The 19,916-nt window shown below is 66.7% G+C and carries 16 protein-coding genes; 9 read left to right on the top strand and 7 right to left on the bottom strand.

Translation table 11 applies throughout. From position 1 onward, the window contains the following. Positions 1 to 2 precede the first annotated feature (2 nt). Genes kdpC through kdpA form a run of 3 tightly spaced genes read right to left on the bottom strand, consistent with a single transcriptional unit; the run spans position 3 to position 4,359 of the window. Positions 3 to 581, bottom strand: coding sequence for a potassium-transporting ATPase subunit KdpC (gene kdpC, locus KF941_RS18190; protein ID WP_214274123.1), 579 nt, complete (start codon positions 579 to 581; stop codon positions 3 to 5). A gap of 12 nt (positions 582 to 593) precedes the next feature. Next, positions 594 to 2,618: a potassium-transporting ATPase subunit KdpB gene (gene kdpB / locus KF941_RS18185; RefSeq protein ID WP_214274122.1), complete on the bottom strand. Its 2,025-nt coding sequence runs from the start codon at positions 2,616 to 2,618 to the stop codon at positions 594 to 596. Between the two features lie 55 nt (positions 2,619 to 2,673). Beyond that, positions 2,674 to 4,359, bottom strand: a complete 1,686-nt coding sequence (gene kdpA, locus KF941_RS18180) for a potassium-transporting ATPase subunit KdpA (protein ID WP_214274121.1) — start codon at positions 4,357 to 4,359, stop codon at positions 2,674 to 2,676. A gap of 541 nt (positions 4,360 to 4,900) precedes the next feature. Here kdpA and KF941_RS18170 point away from each other — a divergent pair. From KF941_RS18170 to arcC, 4 genes are read left to right on the top strand one after another with little or no spacing between them, the layout of a single operon-like run. Then, complete coding sequence (locus KF941_RS18170) at positions 4,901 to 6,334, top strand: YfcC family protein (protein WP_036759507.1); 1,434 nt, start codon at positions 4,901 to 4,903, stop codon at positions 6,332 to 6,334. A 15-nt stretch (positions 6,335 to 6,349) separates the two neighbouring features. Continuing rightward, a complete protein-coding gene (arcA, locus tag KF941_RS18165) occupies positions 6,350 to 7,576 on the top strand; it encodes an arginine deiminase (protein ID WP_036759509.1) in 1,227 nt (408 codons plus the stop codon). Positions 7,577 to 7,588: 12 nt separating this feature from the next. Next, entirely contained in the window at positions 7,589 to 8,590 is a 1,002-nt protein-coding gene (gene argF, locus KF941_RS18160; RefSeq protein ID WP_214274120.1) for an ornithine carbamoyltransferase, read from the top strand. Between the two features lie 4 nt (positions 8,591 to 8,594). After that, on the top strand, positions 8,595 to 9,515 hold the full coding sequence (gene arcC, locus KF941_RS18155; RefSeq protein ID WP_214274119.1) for a carbamate kinase: 921 nt from the start codon (positions 8,595 to 8,597) through the stop codon (positions 9,513 to 9,515). 862 nt (positions 9,516 to 10,377) lie between these two features. Here the strand turns inward: arcC and KF941_RS18150 are convergent. The 4 genes from KF941_RS18150 to KF941_RS18135 form a co-directional block, all read right to left on the bottom strand. Continuing rightward, positions 10,378 to 11,220, bottom strand: a complete 843-nt coding sequence (locus KF941_RS18150) for an ABC transporter permease subunit (protein ID WP_116221264.1) — start codon at positions 11,218 to 11,220, stop codon at positions 10,378 to 10,380. After that, complete coding sequence (locus KF941_RS18145; RefSeq protein ID WP_214274118.1) at positions 11,217 to 12,062, bottom strand: ABC transporter permease subunit; 846 nt, start codon at positions 12,060 to 12,062, stop codon at positions 11,217 to 11,219. The genes KF941_RS18150 and KF941_RS18145 overlap by 4 nt, the downstream gene beginning before the upstream one ends. A gap of 5 nt (positions 12,063 to 12,067) precedes the next feature. Further along, positions 12,068 to 13,144: a glycine betaine/L-proline ABC transporter ATP-binding protein gene (locus tag KF941_RS18140; RefSeq protein WP_214274617.1), complete on the bottom strand. Its 1,077-nt coding sequence runs from the start codon at positions 13,142 to 13,144 to the stop codon at positions 12,068 to 12,070. 80 nt (positions 13,145 to 13,224) lie between these two features. Beyond that, complete coding sequence (locus tag KF941_RS18135) at positions 13,225 to 14,064, bottom strand: glycine betaine ABC transporter substrate-binding protein (protein ID WP_240540479.1); 840 nt, start codon at positions 14,062 to 14,064, stop codon at positions 13,225 to 13,227. A gap of 191 nt (positions 14,065 to 14,255) precedes the next feature. Between KF941_RS18135 and KF941_RS18130 the strand changes: the two genes are divergently transcribed. From KF941_RS18130 to KF941_RS18110, 5 genes are all read left to right on the top strand, one after another. Beyond that, a complete protein-coding gene (locus tag KF941_RS18130) occupies positions 14,256 to 15,014 on the top strand; it encodes a GntR family transcriptional regulator (protein ID WP_338117745.1) in 759 nt (252 codons plus the stop codon). Between the two features lie 21 nt (positions 15,015 to 15,035). Further along, on the top strand, positions 15,036 to 16,517 hold the full coding sequence (locus KF941_RS18125; RefSeq protein ID WP_214274116.1) for an aldehyde dehydrogenase: 1,482 nt from the start codon (positions 15,036 to 15,038) through the stop codon (positions 16,515 to 16,517). Positions 16,518 to 16,529: 12 nt separating this feature from the next. Beyond that, positions 16,530 to 17,420 (top strand): dihydrodipicolinate synthase family protein, encoded by an 891-nt coding sequence (locus KF941_RS18120; RefSeq protein ID WP_214274115.1) that lies wholly within the window; start codon positions 16,530 to 16,532, stop codon positions 17,418 to 17,420. Then, on the top strand, positions 17,417 to 18,754 hold the full coding sequence (locus KF941_RS18115; RefSeq protein ID WP_214274114.1) for an FAD-binding oxidoreductase: 1,338 nt from the start codon (positions 17,417 to 17,419) through the stop codon (positions 18,752 to 18,754). Before KF941_RS18120 ends, KF941_RS18115 begins: the two co-directional genes overlap by 4 nt. An 86-nt stretch (positions 18,755 to 18,840) precedes the next feature. Next, positions 18,841 to 19,842 carry a 4-hydroxyproline epimerase gene (locus KF941_RS18110; RefSeq protein WP_214274113.1) on the top strand — a complete coding sequence of 334 codons (1,002 nt, stop codon included), beginning with the start codon at positions 18,841 to 18,843 and terminating at the stop codon, positions 19,840 to 19,842. Positions 19,843 to 19,916 lie beyond the last annotated feature (74 nt).

Here is a 19,916-nt window from a genome sequence, read left to right as displayed (position 1 = left end):
CCTCAGTCCGCCCCAGCAGGCGGCATGGGCGCGGCAAGGTCAAGCGCCAGGTTGGTCCGCAGGACATTCACCCGCGACTGGCCGTAAAGCCCCCAAAGCGGGCGCGTGACATGCTGCCGGATGATCTGCTGCACGATGGCGGCGTCGATCCCGCGCGCCCCGGCGATGCGCGCGGCCTGGGCCAGCGCATTCTCGGGCGAGATGTCGGGGTCGAGGCCCGAGGCGGAAGCCGTCACCGCGTCCGCCGGCGCGCTGGCACCGTTCTGGGCCTCATAGGTGGCGCGGCGCCCCGCGACCTGCTCTTTCAGTTGGGCCGAGATGGGGCCGAGGTTCGAGGCGCCGCCGGGCATGGTCGCATAATCCACCGCCGAGGGGCGCGGGTGCAGATAGCCCGGCCCGGCGAATTGTTGGCCGACCAGCGCCGAACCGACGATCCGGCCGTCGCGCTCGACCAGGCTGCCTTGCGACAGGCCGGGCGCCACGGCGCGGGCCAGCCCGGTCATCGCCAGCGGATAGGCCAGCCCGGTCAGCAGGATCATCGCCACCAGCATGGCCAGAGCCGGGCGGATATGCGTCATCATGGCATGCTCTCCCTATGCCAGCCCCAGCGCGGTCACGCCCATGTTGATCAGCTTGATGCCGACGAAGGGCGCGACGAGGCCGCCGAGGCCATAGATGGTCAGGTTGCGCCGCAGCAGGGCCGCCGCGCTGGCGGGCTGGTATCCGACGCCGCGCAGCGCCAGCGGGATCAGCGCGACGATGATCAGCGCGTTGAAGATCACCGCCGACAGGATGGCGCTTTGCGGGCTTTCCAGCCCCATCACGTTCAGCACGCCCAAGCCCGGATAGGCGGCGACGAAGACCGCCGGCAGGATGGCGAAATACTTGGCCACGTCGTTGGCCAGGCTGAAGGTGGTCAGCGCCCCGCGCGAGATCAGCAGCTGCTTGCCCACCATCACCACCTCGATCAGCTTGGTCGGGTCGCTGTCGAGGTCGATCAGGTTTGCGGCCTCCTTGGCGGCGGGCGTGCCCGAGTTCATCGCCACGCCCACATCGGCCTGCGCCAGCGCCGGCGCGTCGTTCGAGCCGTCGCCGCACATCGCCACCAGCCGGCCGCCGGCCTGTTCGCGGCGGATGTAGTCCAGCTTCATCTCGGGCGTGGCCTCGGCCAGGAAATCGTCCACCCCGGCCTCGGCGGCGATGGCGGCGGCGGTCAGTGGGTTGTCGCCGGTGATCATCACCGTGCGGATGCCCATGGCGCGCAGTTCCGCAAAGCGTTCGCGCACGCCGGGCTTGATCACGTCCTTGAGGTGGATCGCGCCCAGAATGCGCTCGTTCTCGGCCACCAGCAGCGGGGTGCCGCCCGAGCGCGCAATCTCCTCGATCCGGGCGTGCAGGGCGGCGTCGGCCTTCTGCCCGGTGAAACGCTCGATCGCATCGACGGCGCCCTTGCGCAGCCGCGTGCCGGTGAAATCGACGCCGGACAGCCGGGTCTGGGCCGAGAACGGCACCGGCTCGGACCCCGGTTCGGGGATGCGGGTCACGTCCTTCAGCAGCTTCTCGGCCAGTTCGACGATGGACTTGCCCTCGGGCGTTTCGTCTGAAAGCGAGGCCAGGAAAGCCGCCATTGCCAGCTCGCGCTCATCGGTGCCGCGCGCCGGGACGAAGGCGTCGGCCATGCGGTTGCCGAAGGTGATGGTGCCGGTCTTGTCCAGAAGCAGCGTATCCACGTCGCCCGCCGCCTCGACCGCGCGACCCGACTTGGCGATGACGTTGGCGCGCACCAGCCGGTCCATGCCGGCGATGCCGATGGCCGACAACAGCCCGCCGATGGTCGTGGGGATCAGCGTGACGAACAGCGCGGCCAGGGTGATGACGGGAATGACGACGCCCGAATAGCGCGCAAAGGGCTCCAGCGTGACGGTCACGAACAGGAAGATCAGCGTCAGCCCGGCCAGCAGGATGTTCAGCGCGATCTCGTTCGGGGTCTTCTGGCGCTCGGCCCCCTCGACCAGCGAGATCATGCGGTCGAGAAAGCTCTTGCCCGGCTCGGCGGTGATGCGGATGACCAGATGGTCCGAGACGATCCGCGTGCCGCCCGTGACCGAGGAACGGTCGCCGCCGGATTCGCGGATCACCGGGGCGCTTTCGCCGGTGATGGCGCTTTCATCGACCGAGGCGACGCCGCGGATCACCTCGGCATCGGTCGGGATCAGGTCGCCCGCCTCGACCAGCACGATCTGCCCGGCGCGCAGGCCCGAGGAAGGAACCTGGCGCGGTGCCGGATCGTCCGCATGCGCCATCAGCTTGACGACGGTTTCCGCCTTGGTGGCGCGCAGGCTGTCGGCGCGCGCCTTGCCCCGGCCTTCGGCCAGCGCCTCGGCGAAATTGGCGAAGAGCACGCAGAGCCATAGCCAGAAGGCGATCTGCAGGCCGATGCCTGCGCCCTCGGCCCCGAGGGCAAGGTCGCGCAGCGACAGGACGGTGGTCAGCGCGGCGGTGACGGCAGTGACGAAGATCACCGGGTTGCCCATCAGCGCGCGGGGCTGAAGCTTGCGGAAGGATGCCCTGAACGCCGTGCCGTAAAGCCCGGATCGGGCGGTGATGTCGGGGGACATGTCTGTTGTCCTTGCTTGGGAGAGGGCGCGGCCCCGTGCGGGCGAGGCTGCGCTGTCAGAAGGTCTGGCCGGCGCTCAGCGCCGTCTGCTCGGCGACCGGGCCAAGTGCCAGGACCGGGAAGAAGGTCAGCGCACCCAGGATCACCACGGTCAGCACCAGCAGCGTGACGAACAGCGGCCCATGCGTCGGAAAGGTGCCCGCCGTGACCGGGCTTTGCTGCTTGCCGATCATCGAGCCCGCGATGGCCAGCATCGGCACGATGATCGCGAAACGGCCCAGGATCATCAGCAGCCCCAGCGCGGTGGTCTGCCAGGGCAGCGCCGCGCCCCAGCCTGCGAAGGCCGAGCCGTTGTTGCCGACCGCCGAGGCGTAGGCATAAAGCGTCTCGGACAGGCCATGCGGCCCCGCCTCCTGGATGGCCGCGGCCGCCGTCGGGACGGTGACCGAGATCGCGCCGCCGACCAGGATGCCCAGCGGCATCGACAGGAAGGCCAGCATGGCCAGGGTGACCTCGCACCCCTCGATCTTGCGTCCCAGGTATTCCGGCGTGCGGCCGACCATCAGCCCGGCCAGGAACACCGCCAGCACGACATAGAGCAGCATGCCGTAAAGCCCCGAGCCCACGCCGCCGAAGATCACCTCGCCGATGGCCATGTTGATGATCGGCACCATGCCGGCCAGCGGCATGAAGCTGTCATGCATGGCGTTGACCGAACCGTTCGAGGCGGCCGTGGTCGCCTCGGCCCAAAGCGCCGAGAGGCCGGTGCCGAAGCGCATCTCCTTGCCCTCCAGGTTGCTGGCAAGGCCAAGCGCCGGGTTGCCGCCGCTTTCGCCCAGCCAGATCGCCAGCAGCCCGGCGAGGAACAGCACGCCCATGGCGGCATAGATCGCCCAGCCCTGGCGCCGGTCCCGCGCCATGCGCCCGAAAAGGAAGCAGAAGCCGACCGGGATCAGCAGGATCGACAGGCATTGCGCCATGTTCGACAGCACCGTCGGGTTCTCCAGCGGGTGGGCCGAGTTCGCGCCGAAGAAGCCGCCGCCATTGGTGCCGAGTTGCTTGATCGCGATCTGGCTGGCGACGGGGCCGCGCGGGATCACCTGCTGCGCGCCCTCCAGCGTAGTCGCATGCGCCCCGCCCAGAAGCGTTTGCGGCACGCCTTGCAGGATCAGAAGGATCGCCAGGATCACTGACAGCGGCAGCAGCACATAAAGCACCGAACGGGTCATGTCGGCCCAGAAGTTCCCCAAGCCCACCCCCTTGGGTGCGGTGAAGCCGCGGATCACCGCGACGCCGACCGCCATGCCGGTCGCGGCCGAGACGAAGTTCTGCACCGTCAGCCCGGCCATCTGCGACAGATGGCTGAGCTGCGCCTCGCCCGAATAGGCCTGCCAGTTCGTGTTGGTCACGAAGCTGGCGGCGGTATTGAAGGCAAGGTCCGGGCTGATCGCGCCGATGCCCTGGGGGTTCAGGGGCAGGAACTGTTGCAGCCGCAGGATCAGGTAAAGCGCGACGAAGCCCAGAAGGTTGAAGGCGAGCAGCGCCAGCGCATAGCCGCGCCAGCTTTGCCGGACGCCGGGGTCGATGCCGCAAAGGCGATAGAGCCCGCGCTCGACGGGGCCGAGCACGGGGGAAAGAAAGCTACGCTCGCCCGCATAGACGCGGGCCATGAACGGCGCCAGCACCCAGCCGCCCACCGTCAATACGGCGCAGAACAGGACATATCCGATCAGGTCTTGCATCTGCGCGTCTCAGAACCGATCCGGGCGCAAGAGCGCGAGGATGAGGAAGACGAAGATCCCCGCCGAGACGGCGAGGCCCAGGATAAGGTCGACCATATGCGCCCTCACGACCTGTCGATCAGGCGCAGCGCCGCGGCGAAACCGCCGATGCCGATCACGCCGAGCGCAAGATAGACGATGTCTGCCATGGCAGGATTCCCGCAGTTTCGATACGGGCCAATATCTGTCCGCGGCGCGTCAAGGGGCTATGCGGATTTCAGGGCGCAGGCGTAAATCCGGCGTAAAGATCATGTCGCGTGGGACTGCGCTTGGGCGGAACCAGGAAGCGGTAGCCCCAAAGGTGCCTTGTAACTTCCTGCTGGTTGATCTGAGTCAAAGTGACATCGCCGGATTTCCGAAACACTTGGTACAGTTCGCAAGGTCATCGATCGCCGGCCCTGCAGTTTTCGGATGAGTTCGACAGCGGCGATGTCGCGCCGCCCCAGTGGCCAGCACCGGCAGGACGCTGCGCCAGCTGCCATTCCAGCCACCGGAGGCAATCATGGACAAGACGCCCGAAACGCCCGCGAAACGACAGTTCCGTTTCCCAACCGCATTCACCATCCTGTTCGGCCTGATCATCCTGGTCGCCGCGCTGACATGGATCGTGCCCGCCGGACAGTATCAGCGCGAGATGAACGAGGCGCTGGACCGCGAGGTTCCCGTAGCCGGCACCTATGCCGAGACCGAGCCGAACCCGCAGGGCATCACCGATGTGCTGATGGCGCCCATCGCCGGGCTCTACGATCCCGACAGCTATCAGGCCAATGCCATCGACGTGGCCGTATTCGTGCTGGTGATCGGCGGCTTCATCGGCGTGGTCGCCGCCAGCGGCGCGATCAATGCCGGGATCGGCCATGCCATGACCGCGCTGGCGGGACGCGAGAAATGGATGATCCCGGTGCTGATGGGGCTCTTCGCGCTGGGCGGCACCACCTACGGCATGGCCGAGGAGACGCTGGCCTTCTACATGCTGCTGATCCCGATCATGATCGCCGCGCGCTATGATGCGGTGACGGCGGTGGCGATCATCCTGCTGGGGGCGGGCGTGGGCGTCCTGGGCTCGACCGTGAACGCCTTTGCGACGGTGATCGCGTCGGATGCGGCCGGGATCCCCTTCACGCGCGGGCTGGTGCTGCGGCTGGCGATCCTGGTCCTGTGCTGGCTGGCCTGCGTGATCTATGTCATGCGCTACGCCGAGAAGGTCCGCCGCGATCCGTCGAAATCGCTGGTCTACGACATGAAGGCCCGGAACGAGGCGCATTTCCTCAGCGGGCATCAGGGCGACAAGACCGAATTCACCACCATCCACAAGATCGTCCTGTCGATCTTCGGGCTGACCTTCCTGGTCATGGTCTGGGGCGTGCTGATGGGCGGCTGGTGGATGGGCGAGATGAGCGCGCTGTTCCTGGGCTCGGCCATCCTTGTCGGGCTGGTCGTGCGACCGGGCGAGAAGGCCTTCGTCGATTCCTTCGTCGATGGCGCGCGCGACCTGCTGGGCGTGGCCCTGATCATCGGGCTGGCGCGCGGCATCGTCGTCATCATGGATGCCGGGCGCATCACCGACACCATCCTGCACTGGGCCGAGATGTCGGTCGCAGGCCTGGGCGAGGTGGCCTTCATCAACGTGATGTATTGGCTGCAGGTGCTGATGTCCTTCTTCGTGCCGTCCTCGTCGGGGCTGGCGGTGCTGTCGATGCCGATCATGGCGCCGGTCGCGGATTTCGCCGGGGTAGGGCGCGACCTGGTGGTGACGGCCTATCAGTCGGCGAACGGGCTGGTGAACCTGATCAACCCGACCTTCGCCGTGGTCATGGGCGCGCTGGCCATCGGACGCGTGCCCTATGAGCGCTGGCTGCGCTTCATGTGGCCGCTGCTGGTGATCCTGACGGTCATCATCATGGCCTGCCTCAGCATCGGCGCCCTGATCGCCTGAAACCGGAGAGCGAACATGTCCATCCCCTATGGCGTCCATTCGGAAATCGGCAAGCTGCGCCGGGTTCTCGTCCACCGCCCCGGCTCGGCGCTGGCGCGGCTGACGCCCTCGAATTGCCACGAACTGCTGTTCGACGACGTGATCTGGGTCAAGCAGGCGCGGACCGATCACATGGAATTCGTCGATGCCATGCGCTATCGCGGGGCCGAGGTCGTCTTCCTGCGCGAATTGCTGGCCGAGACGATGCGCATCCCCGAGGCCCGCGACTGGCTGCTGGCGCGGCGCGTCAATGAAAACACCGTGGGCGTGGGCCTGGCCGACGAGTTGCGCGCCCATCTGATGGAGATCGACGCCGATCCGCTGTCGCTGATCCTGCTGGGCGGGATGAGCCGGGCCGAACTGCCGCTGGAGGGCGGCGGGCTGTTTCCCGCCACCCTGCGGCCGGGGGATTTCGTGTTGCCGCCGCTGCCGAACCATCTGTTCACCCGCGACACGACCTGCTGGATCTATGGCGGCGTGACGCTGAACCCGATGCGCTGGAACGCGCGCAAGCTGGAGACGGTGAACATCGCCGCGATCTATCGCTTCCATCCCGATTTCCGCGACGCGGGCTTTCCGGTCTGGTGGGGCGACCCGGATCGCGACCACGGCCTGGCCACGCTGGAGGGCGGCGACGTGATGCCCATCGGCAACGGCACCGTGCTGGTCGGCATGGGCGAGCGCACCACCCCGCAGGCGGTGGACCAGCTTGCCCGCGCCCTGTTCGCGCAGGGCGGGGCCGAGCGCGTGATCGCCTGCAAGCTGCCGGCCGAGCGCGCCTCGATGCATCTCGACACGGTGTTCAGCTTCTGCGACCACGACCTGGTCACGGTCTTTGCCGATGTGGCCGAACGGATCGTGCCCTATTCCATCCGGCCCGGCGACAAGGATTGGACGCTGGACATTCGCGAGGAAAACCGCCCGCTGGTCGAGGTCGCGGCCGAGGCGCTCGGCCTGCCGAAGCTGCGGGTGGTCGAGACCGGCGGCGACGCCTATGTGGCCGAGCGCGAGCAATGGGACGACGGCAACAACGTCATCGCGCTGGAGCCGGGCGTGGTCATCGCCTATGACCGCAACACCTTCACCAACACCCAGCTGCGCAAGGCCGGGGTCGAGGTCATCACCATTCCCGGCGGCGAACTGGGCCGCGGCCGCGGCGGCGGCCATTGCATGACCTGCCCGCTGATCCGCGATCCGGCGTAGGGGAGGTCTGAGATGTCCGTCAATCTCCTGGGGCGCAGCGTCCTCAAGCTCATGGATTTCACCCCCGACGAGATCCGCTTCCTGCTGCGGCTGTCGGCCTCGCTCAAGCAGGCCAAATACGGCGGTTATGAGCAGCAGCGGCTGAAGGGCCGCAACATCGCGCTGATCTTCGAAAAGGATTCGACCCGCACCCGCACCGGCTTCGAGGTCGCGGCCTATGACCAGGGCGCGCATGTCACCTATCTGGGCCCGACCGGCACCCAGATCGGCAAGAAGGAATCGATGAAGGACACCGCCCGCGTGCTGGGCCGCGTCTACGACGCCATCGAATATCGCGGCTTCGGCCAGCAGCAGGCCGAGTTGCTGGCGGAATGGTCGGGCGTGCCGGTCTATAACGGGCTGACGGACGAATTCCACCCGACGCAGATCCTCGCCGATTTTCTGACCATGCGCGAATTCACCCGCAAGCACCTGTCGCAGCTTGCCTTCTGCTTCCTGGGCGATGCCGGCAACAACATGGGCAATTCGCTCTTGGAGGGTGCCGCGCTGATCGGCATGGACGTGCGGCTTGGCGCGCCCCGCGACTGCTGGCCCGAGGAGACGCTGGTCGCCCGCTGCCGCGAGATCGCCGCGACCACCGGCGCCAGGATCACCCTGACCGAGGACCCGGCCGAGGCCGCGCGGGGCTGCGATTTCGTCTATACCGATGTCTGGGTCTCGATGGGCGAGCCCGAGGAGGTCTGGGCCGAGCGGATCGAAAGGCTGACCCCCTATCGCGTCACCCGCCAGGTCATGGAGGCGACCGGCAACCCGCATGCCAAGTTCATGCATTGCCTGCCCGCCTTTCACAACCGCGAGACCGGGATCGGCGAAAAGATCTTCCACGAATACGGCATCGATTGCATGGAAGTGACCGAGGAGGTCTTCGAATCCGCCGCCTCGATCGTCTTCGACCAGGCCGAGAACCGCATGCACACGATCAAGGCGGTGCTGGTCGCCACCCTGGCGGGCTAGGGCGATGCGTGTCGTGGTGGCCCTGGGCGGCAATGCGCTGCTGCGCCGGGGAGAGCCGATGACGGCCGAGGCGCAGCGCGCCAATGTGCGCAAGGCGGCGCGGGCGCTGGCCGATCTGGCGCGCGACCACCAGATCGTGGTCGCGCATGGCAACGGCCCGCAGGTGGGCCTGCTGGCGCTGCAGGCGGCGGCCTATGGCAGCGAGACGGTCTGGCCGCTGGACATCCTGGGTGCCGAAAGCGTCGGCATGATCGGCTATCTGGTCGAGCAGGAACTGGCCAACGCCCTACCGCGCGATGCGGTGCTGGCCACGCTGCTGACCCAGATCGAGGTGGCGCCGGACGATACCGCCTTCGCCCGGCCCGAAAAGCCCATCGGGCCGCTCTATGACGCCGGGGAGGCCGGGAAGATGCGCGCCGCCCATGGCTGGCCGATGACCGAGGAGGCTGCCGGAAAGTGGCGCCGCGTGGTGCCCTCGCCCCGCCCCCGGCACATCACCCAGATCCGCGCGGTGCGCCTGCTGGTCGAAGCGGGCGTCACGGTGATCTGCGCGGGCGGCGGCGGCATCCCGGTGATCCGGCTGGCCGACGGTAGCCTGCAGGGGGTCGAGGCCGTGATCGACAAGGACCACGCTGCCGGCCTGCTGGCCACGCAGCTGGAGGCCGACGCCTTCCTGATGCTGACCGATGTGGATGCGGTCTATGACGGCTGGGGCACCCCCGAGCAGCGCGCCATCCGCAGGGCGCGGCCCGACCAGCTGGACCCGGCCCGCTTTGCCGCGGGCTCGATGGCGCCCAAGGTCGAGGCCGCCCGCACCTTCGCGGCATCGCCGGGCAGGATGGCCGGAATCGGGCGACTGGAGGATGCCCGCGCGATCCTGGAAGGACGCGCAGGCACGTTGGTGCGCTCGGGGTCGGGTGAGTGAGGGCATATCGACAGTTCCTCATCTCGGCGATGAACCCATGTCACGAAGACCCTAACTAACCGATCAGACAGCTGTATCCGGTCCCGGAGCGCTCGGTCGGCACCTGCAAATGCTGCGGCGCAACCTCCCGAAAGCTGACGCTCGACTGGCACTGCAGCGAACTCCTCACCATCATGGCAAGGATGCGGGACAAGGCTGCGGGTCGTGGTATGTGACCCGGTGAAGCAAGAGGGGCTAAGGCTGGTCAATTCACATAGGGGGGCGGCGGAGGTCCGTATCGGCGTCACGCAGTCCCCGGAATCTACAGGGACGTTCACAACGCGGAACGTGCGAACCGATGGCGCGAAGCAGGTCTCTGGTTGGCATCTTCCGACGTTACGGGCGAGCGTGGCGACATGGTGTCGTGGGGGCCGGGTGCAGTCATTACGCCTGCCGGTGAAGTCGTCGCCCAACTCGCCCTGAATGGACTTGGGCTGCTTCCGGCCCCGGACGCCATGAGGTGCTGCGCTTCGGGCTGATGGTAGAACGTGGTCTGTGTGAAGCAGCCACAAGCATCAGGGAAGGACGCGCAGCATGAAGCATTATGCCGGATTGGATGCATCGGTAAAAGAGACCTCGATCTGCATCGTTGATGAGGATGGGAGGTTCTGTCGGCTGGGATAGTGGAGGAAATAGCCGTCGAAAATGGGCGGCCAGTCGTCCAGCACCAGCCCGCCGCTTGCCAATGGGCCGGTATGGTGGAGGAACTTTTGCTCAGCTTACATGGAGGTGTTACCGGCTGAAGGGACCGCGCGGCCGAAAACGAACCGCGCGACACCGTCAGCAAACACTTGACCCGGAAAACCAGGAATCATCCATCGCCTTATATGCGCGATCCGCCTGCGGGCCGCTGCAGGGCAGAGCGCGACACGCGGTCGAACAGCAGGGCGATGGCGACGATGGCCAGGCCAGCACGCAGGCCCAAGCCCATCTCCATCCGCGTCAACCCGCGTGTAACCTCGGCGCCAAGGCCGCCCGCGCCGACCAGCCCGGCCAGGACAACCATCGCCAAGGACAGCAGGATGCACTGGTTCAGGCCGACGACGAGCGTCGGCAAGGCGGCGGGGAATTCGATCCGCGTCAGGATGATGCGGGGCGGTGCGCCTATGGCCTGGCCCAGCTCCAGCAGATCCTTTGGCACCTGGCGAAAGGCCAGCGTGGTCAGTCGCAGCATCGGCGGGATGCCGTAGACGACGGTCGCCAGCAGCGCCGGCACCTGACCCAGGCTGAACAGGATCACCGCCGGTATCAGATAGACCCATGGCGGCACGGTCTGCATGATGTCGAGGATCGGGCGCAGCGCCGCCTCAAGACGCGGCCGGCGCGACGCCATGATCCCAAGGGGAACGGCGATCGCCACAGCCGCCACGACCGCGGTGAAGACCAGCGCGATCGTCTGCATCGATTGCGGCCAGAGGTTCATCAGCCAGCAGAAGCCCAGGCACAGGAAGGCCAGCAGCGCCACCCGCAGGCCGGTCAGCAAGGCCACCGTGATCGTGACCAGCAGGATCACCACGATGGCCGGCGGATAGAGCAGCAGCGACTGGAAGGCGCCGAGAACGGCCTCGACCACGCGTCCGATGACATCGAACAGCCCGTGCAGGTTGGCGTTCAACCAGTCCACGAAGGGCGCGAGCCAGGTGCCGATGGAAAACTGGAAGGTCATGCGCCGCTCCCTTTCCGTTGCGCCATGCCTTGGGTCAGGCGGTCGATGACCATGGTCAGGATCACGATGGCGATGGCGGCGTCGATGGACTTGGCGATATCCAGCGTGCGGATCGCGTCATAGATCGTCTGGCCCAGCCCGCCCGAGCCGACGATGCCGGCGATGACCACCATGCCGAATGCCATCATCAGGGTCTGGTTGATCCCCGCCATGATGCTGGGAACGGCGAAAGGCAGGCGGATCTTCAGGAACATCTGGCCGCGCCTCATGCCGAGGGACTTGCCCAGTTCCAAGAACTCGGCCGGGGTGCGGGAGATACCCAGCGCCGTCAGCCGGATTGCCGGCGGCATGGCGACGATCAGCGTCGCGGCCAGCGCCGTCGCCGGGCCGAAGCCCAGAAGCGCGATGGCGGGCAGCAGATAGATATAGGGCGGCATGGTCTGGATCAGGTCCAGCACCGGCTCGACAGCTCGATTGAGCAGCGGATTGAAACCGGCCAGGATGCCGATGGGCAACGCGACCAGCAGGGCGAGGAAGGTCGCGCTGAGCACCAGGGCAAATGTGCTCATGGTTTCGGACCAAAGCCCCATGAATGCGCAGACCGCAAGGCCCGCGGCGATGGCAAGCCCGGCACCGGCGCCGATCAGGCGCCAACCGGCGAGCCCCAGGAGAATCATGGTGACATACCAGGGCGAGCCCCCGAGTGCCCAGAATGCCGCGCCATAGAAACCCTCGAAACCAAGGCGCAGGCCATCGAACAGGAACGCGGCATGGTCAGTGACCCAGAACAGCGCATCATCGACAATGCGGTCGAAATTGCTGGCAATCGTTGCGGGATCCATGCCGGTCAATGCCCCCCGGTCTCGGAGGCTTGCGATCCCTTGACCCCCAGCAGCAGGCTGGTCGGCGTCACCACGCCGGCGATCTGGCCCGCCTCGACCACGGCAAGCCCGGCGCTGCGATGGCCGACCATCAGTTCGATCAGCCCGTCTATGTCGGTATCGGGCGAAGTGAGGGGCAGGCTCTCCAACCCGACGCCCGGATACTCGCGCTGGAACTCGGCGGGCGGGATCATGACCGAATGCGCCTTGATCAGATGCAGTTTCGAAATGCCGGCGACAAATTCGGCGACATAGTCGTCGGCCGGGTTCAGGATCAGTTCTTCGGCGGTTCCGGTCTGGATGATGACGCCGTCCTTCATGATGGCGATGCGGTCGCCGATGCGGATCGCCTCGTCCAGGTCATGGGTAATGAAGATCGCGGACTTGCCGAGTTCCTTGGTCAGCTGCCGGAACTCGTCTTGCAACTGCCGACGGATCAGCGGGTCGAGCGCCGAGAACGGTTCGTCCATCAGGATGATCTCGGGGTCCGAAGTCAACGCGCGGGCCAAGCCCACCCGCTGCTGCATGCCCCCCGAAAGCTCGCCCGGATAACGCTCCATCCAATCGGCCAGCCCGACCTTGGCCAGCGCGGCCTTGGCCGTCTGGTTGCGCTCGGCCTTGGGGAGGCCCCGCACCTCCAGCCCGAAGGCGGCATTTTCCAGCACCGTGCGGTTGGGCAGCAATGCCACGCTCTGGAACACCATGGCCATATGCTTGGCCCGCAACTCGCGCAGGTCAGGCTCGCTCATGGCACCGATGTCGCGGCCCTTGACCTTGATCTGACCGCTGGTCGGCTCGATCAGCCGGTTCAGCATGCGGATCAACGTCGATTTGCCGCTGCCCGACAGGCCCATGATGCAGAAGATCTCGCCGCGCCCGACCTGAAAGCTGGCGTCGGACACGCCGACGACGCAGTCGAATTCCTGCAGGACTTCGCGCTTGCCGAGGTTGCGGCGCTGGACCGCATCCATCGCGGCCGGCGCCCGGGTGCCGAAGATCTTCCATGCCGACTGGCAGTCGAGCAGGATTTCCCCGGCATTCATGCTTCCTGTGGTCACTATCCGTTTCTCCGAGATGACAGATGGTTGGGCCGCCGGAGATCAATCGGCGGCCCGGACGTGGCTCAGTAGCTCTTGGTGTTCGACCAGCGTTCGAGCAGCAGGCCGTGGCTGTCGATCCAGGACTGGATAGCGGCATCCATGGTTTGTCCGCCCGCGACAGCCGAGTTGATGGCCGCAATGTCGGCGATCGGCAGGAAGACACCGGCCAGGATTTCCCGTGCCTCGGGGTTTGCTTCCGAGAAGCCCTTTTGCGCGATCAGGTTATAGGACTGGGGCGGCGCGAATACGCCCTTGGGATCGGCCAGGAACTTCATCTCGAATTGCTCGGCCATCCAGGTCGGCGTCCACAGCGTCACGACGATCGGCTCCTGCCGGTCCACGGCCGATTTCAGCGCGGCCGTCATGCCTGCGGTCGAGCCCTCGACCAACTGCAGCTTCAGGCCGTATTTCTCGACCGCATCGGTCGTCTCGCGCATCAACCCCGAACCGGGCTCGATGCCGACGATCTTGCCGCCCAGCTTGTCGGCACTGTCGTTCAGCTCTTCGATGGAGTTGATCTCGACATAGCTGGGAACCGCCAGGCCCTGGTAAAGGCCATGCGAGGCGATGGAGACCTTCTCAAGCCGGTTCTTGTTCTTTTCCCAATAGTCGTAGGCGACAAAGTCGACCTGCGAGGCCATGACCTGCACATCGCCGCGGGTCAGCGCGGCATAGGCGATGCCCCATTCGGAAAACTCGGTCAGCTCCACCGTATAGCCTTTGTTCTCAAGGACTTTCTTGGCCACGGCCGCGATCGGCACCATGTCTTCCCAGGCCATGGTGCCCAGCTTGATCACCTTGTCCTGGGCGTTTGCGGCAAACGCGCTCACCCCCAGCACGGCTGCCGCGGCAAGAGCTTTCATCAGTCGTTTCATGTGCACTCCCTTGATTGTCCGATCGGGCTTCATTGCCGGCCCAACCTGTGACGGAACACCGCCTGGACGGATCGGCGGTCGGATCAAACCTTCGCTTTGTCTGCGAAGATTATATTGACACGCTATCTTTCGATAGACATTCTGTCTACAAATAATTTGCGCAGGACGGAATCCGACGAATGGCCTACAGATTGTCTACACATGATCATGGAGGTCTTTTCATGGCGATGCAGAAGTCGGATGCAGCCCAACCGCGCTTGGTAAATATTGATAAGAAACAGGTTCTTGCCTTGGAGTTGCGTCGGCGGATCCTGTTGATGGAGATTGCCCCCGGCGCGGTGATCGACGAACAGGAACTGGCCGAGGAATTCGGCCTCTCCCGCCCCCCGGTGCGCGAGCTGATGCGGCAGATGGCGGGCGAAGGCTATATCGAACTGGAGGCGAATCGCCCCGCCCGCGCCACCTCGATGAGCTATCACGCGCTGCGCGACTTCTATCTTGTCGCGCCGATGATCTACATCGCCTCGACCAGGCTGGCGGCCGAAAACGCCCGGCCCGCCGACATCGCCAAGCTGCGCCGGATCCAGGACGAATTCCGCGCGGCGGTCGAAGGGGGCGATGTGGATGCCCGGATCTTCGCCAATGACGCCTTCCACCTGGAAATCGGCAACATCGCCCGGAACGCCTATCTGCTGCCCAGCCTGCGGCGGCTGCTGATCGACCATGCCCGGATCGGGCGGACCTATTACCGCGACGACGTCTCGGACAAGGCCGAACTCGCCACCGCCGCCGCGCAGCACGACCAGATCATCGACGCCATCGAGCGCCGCGACCCCGAGACCGCCGGCCGCATCGTGCAGGCGCATCTCGAGCTCTCGCGGCGCAACATGGCCGCCTACGCCGTCCCGGAGGGGATGGAGATACCTTCAACAAGCTGACTTCGCCACCTGAGAGAAACCATGACCGATCTGCTGAGCACCGAGGATTACAGGGCCATCGCCGCCGGGCTGTCTTTCCCGACGCAGGCCTTCATCGACGGCGCCTTCCGCCCGGCGCTGTCGGGCAGGACCTTCGCCACCACCAACCCGGCGACGGGCGAGGCGCTGGCCGAGATCGCCGCCTGCGACGCGCAGGACGTGGACCTGGCCGTGGCCGCCGCCCGCGCCGCCTTCGAGGACGGGCGCTGGTCGCGCCTGCATCCCGGCGAGCGCAAGGAGGTGCTGTTGCGCCTGGCCGCGCTGATGCAGGAACACGCCCGCGAGCTGGCGGTGCTGGAAAGCCTGGATGCCGGCAAGACCATCTTCGACTGCGAAACCGTCGACGTGCCCGAGATGATCCATGTCATCAAGTGGCACGCGGAACTGATCGACAAGATCTACGACCAGGTCTCGCCGGCCTCGGACAACCATATCGCCATGGTGGTGCGCGAGCCGGTCGGCGTGGTCGGGCTGGTGCTGCCCTGGAACTTCCCGCTGCTGATGCTGGCCTGGAAGATCGGCCCGGCGCTGGCCGCCGGCTGCTCGGTGGTGATGAAGCCCGCGGGCGAGACGACGCTGACCGCGCTGCGGGTGGCGGAACTGGCGGCCGAGGCCGGGCTGCCGGCGGGGGTTTTGAACATCGTCACCGGCTCGGGCCGCGAGGTGGGCGAGCCCTTGGGCCGGCACGCGGACGTGGACATGGTCAGCTTCACCGGCTCGACCGCGACGGGTCGGCGGTTCCTGAACTATTCGGCCGACAGCAACCTCAAGGAGGTGGTGCTGGAGCTGGGCGGCAAGAACCCCTGCATCGTGCTGGACGATGCCGAGGATCTGGACGCGGTGGCGGCGCATGTGGTGAACGGCGCGTTCTGGAACATGGGGCAGAACTGCTCGGCCGCCTCGCGGCTGATCGTGCAGCGCGGCATCAGGGACCGGCTGCTGGAGAAGGTCCGGGCCGAGGCGGCCGGCTGGCTGGTCGGCGATCCGCTGGATCCGGCGAACCGCGTGGGTCCGCTTGTCTCGAAGGCGCATTTCGACAAGGTCAGCAGCTATCTGGATGCGGCGAAATCGGAAACCGTGCTTGTCGGCGGCAATGTCGTCAGCCCCGGCTTCATCGAGCCGACCATCGTGGAAGCCGCGCGCGATTCCCGGCTGGCGGTGGAGGAGATCTTCGGCCCGATCCTGACGGTGATCGTGGTGGACAGTTTCGAGGAGGCGATCGCGGTCGCCAACGACACCGACTACGGGCTTGCGGCCTCGATCTTCTCGGCCAACGGCAAGCGGGCCTTGCGCGGGGCGCGGGCCTTGCGGGCGGGCACGGTGACCGTCAACAGCTTCGGCGAGGGCGACGTGACCACCCCCTTCGGCGGCTACAAGCAATCGGGCTTCGGCGGCCGCGACAACAGCGTCCACGCCCATGACCAGTACACCCAGCTCAAGACAATCTGGATCGACCTGAACTAAGGATCACCCGACATGACCGACTTTGCCTTCCCCGGCCTCAACCTGGCCGTGACCACCCCTTTTGACCCGGACGGCCGCGTCGCCTTCGACCGGCTGGAGGAGCATCTGGAGCGCTATATCGCCGCCGGCATCCCCGGCTTCGTGTTGAGCTCGGGCACCGGGTTGCATGCCTATCTGTCGCGCGAGGAATCCGACGAGCTGGTGGCGCGTGGTGCCAGGATCATCGACGGCCGCGCCAAGGTCATCGTGCAGACCTCGGCCCTGCTGGTCGAGGATGTCGTGGCCCGCACCCGCCACGCCGCCGATTGCGGCGCCGACGGGGTGATGCTGCTGCCGCCGTTCTTCGAGGGTCCGACCAGCGACGACGATGTGGTCGCCTTCTACGAAACCGCGTCGCAGGGCGGGCTGCGCATCATCGGTTACAACGTGCCGCATGTCGTGGGGGTCGCCATCACGCCCGACCTGTTCCGCCGGCTGGCCGAGATTCCGCACTTCGTCACCGTCAAGGACAGCAGCGGCGACCTGGTGCAGCAGACCGACCTGATCCGCACCGGCCTGCCGGTGATGAATGGCGCCGATTCGCTGGTGCCCTATGCGCTTTATGCCGGCGCCGCGGGCCTGATCTGGGGCGGGGCGAATTTCGCGCCGAAGGCCTGCGTCGCCGTGGTCAAGGCCGCCGAGGCGGGCGACTGGAGCAAGGTGCGCGAGTTCTGGCGGGCGCTGGAGCCGGCGATGAACCTGATCTGGCAGGGCGATTACGGACAGTCGGTCTATGCCGCCGCCGAGATGACCGGCTATGGCGCGGGCCAACCCCGCCGCCCGTTCAGCCCGCTTTCGGCTGACAAGCGCGAGGTGCTGCGGGCCGCCCTTGGCGGGCTGATCGAATCCGAGGCGCAATCGTGATCAGCCACCGGATCAAGCCATCCGATCTGCCCCGGCATCCGGGTCTCTCGGGCTGGGTGGCGATGCTGCCGCCCCGCAAGCCCACCCCGGCGCTGAAAGCCGCGATCACCGCCGACATCGCGGTGATCGGCGCCGGTTTCGCCGGGCTTTCGGCGGCAAGGCGGCTGGCACAGATCGACCCCGGCCTGCGCATCGCCGTGCTCGAGGCCGGCGTGGTCGGCGACGGCCCGGCGGGGCGCAATTCTGGTTTCATCATCGACCTGCCGCATGAGGTCTCGTCCGAGGACTATGGCGGCACCGCGCTGCAGAAAAGCCGCGACCACATCACCCTGCAGCGCCGGGCGGTCGATTTCGCCGTGGAACTGGCGCAGGAAAAGGGCTGGCCGCGCGAGGTGCTGGACATGTGCGGGCGCTACAACGTCGCCATGTCGCCCGAGGGCGATCACCACATCCTCGACTACGCCAGGCAGCTCGACCAGCTGGGCGAGGACTACCGCCTGCTGGATCGCGCGGGAATTGCGGATGTGACCGGCTCGCAGGCGTTCAGCTCGGCGATCTTCATGCCGGGCACCGCCATGGTGCAGCCCGCCGCTTATATCCGCGGGCTGGCCGATGCGCTTGCCGGCAAGGTGACGCTTTACGAGCAGTCGCCGGCGATGTCCTTCGAGCCCAAGGGCAACGGCTGGCGGGTCGAGACGCCCGGCGGCTCGGTCCAGGCCGGACGGATCGTCCTGGCCAACAACGGCTATGCCGAGCGCTTCGGCTTCTTCCGGGGTCGGCTGCTGCATGTCTATACCTATGCCTCGATGACCGAGCCTTTCTCGCCGAACCGCCTCGGCGGGCTCAGGGACTGGGCGGCGACGCCGTCCTCGCCCATGGGCACGACGCTGCGCCGGGTCTCGGGCGCGGATGGCGACCGGCTGCTGGTGCGTTCGCGCTATACCTGCAACCCCAGCATGACTGTCGGCGAAGGCACGCTGCGAAGGGCCGGCCATGTGCATGACGGGAAGTTCGCCCACCGCTTCCCCAGGCTGTCCGACGTGAAGATGCAATATCGCTGGGGCGGCGCCATGGCGGTGACGCTCAACAGCGTCCCGGCCTGGGGCGAGGTCGAAAAGGGCGTCTTTGCGGCCTGCGGCTGCAACGGGCTGGGGGCGTCGAACGCCACCGCCTCGGGCCTTGCCGCGGCAGAGGAAATGATGGGCATCCCGACCGACCTGACCCGCATCTATCGCGACTTTCCGGCTCCGAAGAAACTGCCACCGCAGCCCTTCCTGACGATCGGCGCCAAGGCCACCTTGGCGATCCGCGAACGCAGGGCCGGAATCGAATGAACCGGAAAAGAGCTGGACAGCCTTCATCCTTGGACGTCCCGGCCCTTTGACATGACGAACCCCAATCCGCTGACAAGGAATGATCCATGCGCCACCGCTTCTTCTGCATCGACAGCCATACCTGCGGCAACCCGGTCCGGGTCGTAGCCGGGGGCGCGCCGCTCTTGCCGCACCTGCCGATCTTCGAGCGCCGCGACCTGTTCCTGCGCGACCACGACTGGGTGCGCACCGCGCTGATGTTCGAGCCGCGCGGCCATGACATCATGTCGGGCGTCATTATCTACCCGGCCCATCGCGAGGATTGCGACCTCGCGGCGCTGTTCATCGAGGTTTCGGGCTGCCTGCCGATGTGCGGCGCCGGCACCATCGGCCTGGCCACCGTCGCCATCGAGGAAGGGCTGGTCACGCCCAAGATCTCCGGCAGGCTGGCCATCGAGACCCCCGCCGGCCGGGTCGACGTGGAATACACCATGGACGGCGAGCGCGTCGCCTCGGTGCGGCTGTTCAACGTGCCGAGCTTCCTGCACAGCGCCGATGTCCGCGTCGACGTGCCCGGCCTTGGCCCGCTGGTGGTGGACATCGCCTATGGCGGCAATTTCTACGCGGTGATCGAGCCGCAGGAAAACTGGCCCGGCCTGACCGGCATGACCGCGGCGGAGATCGTGACCCACAGCCGGGCGCTGCGCGAGGCGCTGGCCGGGATCGGCGACAAGGTCGTCCACCCCGAGGACGCGCGCATCCGCGGCGTCCATCACGCGGTCTGGTGCGACGGCCCGGACGCGCCGGATTGCGACGGTCGCGACGCGGTCTTCTATGGCGACAAGGCCATCGACCGCTCGCCCGGCGGCACCGGCACCTCGGCGCGCATGGCGCAGCTTCATGGCAAGGGCCGGCTGGCGGTCGGCGAAAGCTTCCGCAACAAGAGCCTGATCGGCACCGTCTTCGAAGGCCGGGCCGAGCAGGCGGTCATGGTCGGCGACCATGCCGGCATCCTGCCCAGCATCGGCGGCTGGGCCCGGATCACCGGCCACAACACCATCCTGGTCGATGACGACGACCCGCTGAAACACGGCTTCCAGATCGCCTAGGCAGAAAAGAGGTAACCGGCCGGTTGGCACCGCCTGCCTGAGTTTGGGCGGATCGGCTATGGGAGGTGCATAAC

The sequence above is a fragment of the Paracoccus sp. pheM1 genome (assembly GCF_018499825.1).
GTDB classification, from domain to species: Bacteria; Pseudomonadota; Alphaproteobacteria; order Rhodobacterales; family Rhodobacteraceae; genus Paracoccus; species Paracoccus versutus.
This window is presented reverse-complemented; position numbering and strand designations above follow the sequence as displayed.

Excerpts from the sequence above, each read along its gene's own strand:
- KF941_RS18120 (WP_214274115.1), top strand. The coding sequence starts at position 16,530 with ATGACCGACTTTGCCTTCCCCGGCCTCAACCTGGCCGTGACCACCCCT.
- KF941_RS18150 (WP_116221264.1), bottom strand. The coding sequence starts at position 11,220 with ATGACCTTCCAGTTTTCCATCGGCACCTGGCTCGCGCCCTTCGTGGAC.
- KF941_RS18110 (WP_214274113.1), top strand. The coding sequence starts at position 18,841 with ATGCGCCACCGCTTCTTCTGCATCGACAGCCATACCTGCGGCAACCCG.
- KF941_RS18130 (WP_338117745.1), top strand. The coding sequence starts at position 14,256 with ATGGCCTACAGATTGTCTACACATGATCATGGAGGTCTTTTCATGGCG.
- KF941_RS18145 (WP_214274118.1), bottom strand. The coding sequence starts at position 12,062 with ATGGATCCCGCAACGATTGCCAGCAATTTCGACCGCATTGTCGATGAT.
- arcC (WP_214274119.1), top strand. The coding sequence starts at position 8,595 with ATGCGTGTCGTGGTGGCCCTGGGCGGCAATGCGCTGCTGCGCCGGGGA.
- KF941_RS18170 (WP_036759507.1), top strand. The coding sequence starts at position 4,901 with ATGGACAAGACGCCCGAAACGCCCGCGAAACGACAGTTCCGTTTCCCA.
- KF941_RS18140 (WP_214274617.1), bottom strand. The coding sequence starts at position 13,144 with ATGAATGCCGGGGAAATCCTGCTCGACTGCCAGTCGGCATGGAAGATC.
- kdpA (WP_214274121.1), bottom strand. The coding sequence starts at position 4,359 with ATGCAAGACCTGATCGGATATGTCCTGTTCTGCGCCGTATTGACGGTG.
- KF941_RS18125 (WP_214274116.1), top strand. The coding sequence starts at position 15,036 with ATGACCGATCTGCTGAGCACCGAGGATTACAGGGCCATCGCCGCCGGG.
- KF941_RS18135 (WP_240540479.1), bottom strand. The coding sequence starts at position 14,064 with ATGAAAGCTCTTGCCGCGGCAGCCGTGCTGGGGGTGAGCGCGTTTGCC.
- kdpC (WP_214274123.1), bottom strand. The coding sequence starts at position 581 with ATGATGACGCATATCCGCCCGGCTCTGGCCATGCTGGTGGCGATGATC.
- arcA (WP_036759509.1), top strand. The coding sequence starts at position 6,350 with ATGTCCATCCCCTATGGCGTCCATTCGGAAATCGGCAAGCTGCGCCGG.
- kdpB (WP_214274122.1), bottom strand. The coding sequence starts at position 2,618 with ATGTCCCCCGACATCACCGCCCGATCCGGGCTTTACGGCACGGCGTTC.
- argF (WP_214274120.1), top strand. The coding sequence starts at position 7,589 with ATGTCCGTCAATCTCCTGGGGCGCAGCGTCCTCAAGCTCATGGATTTC.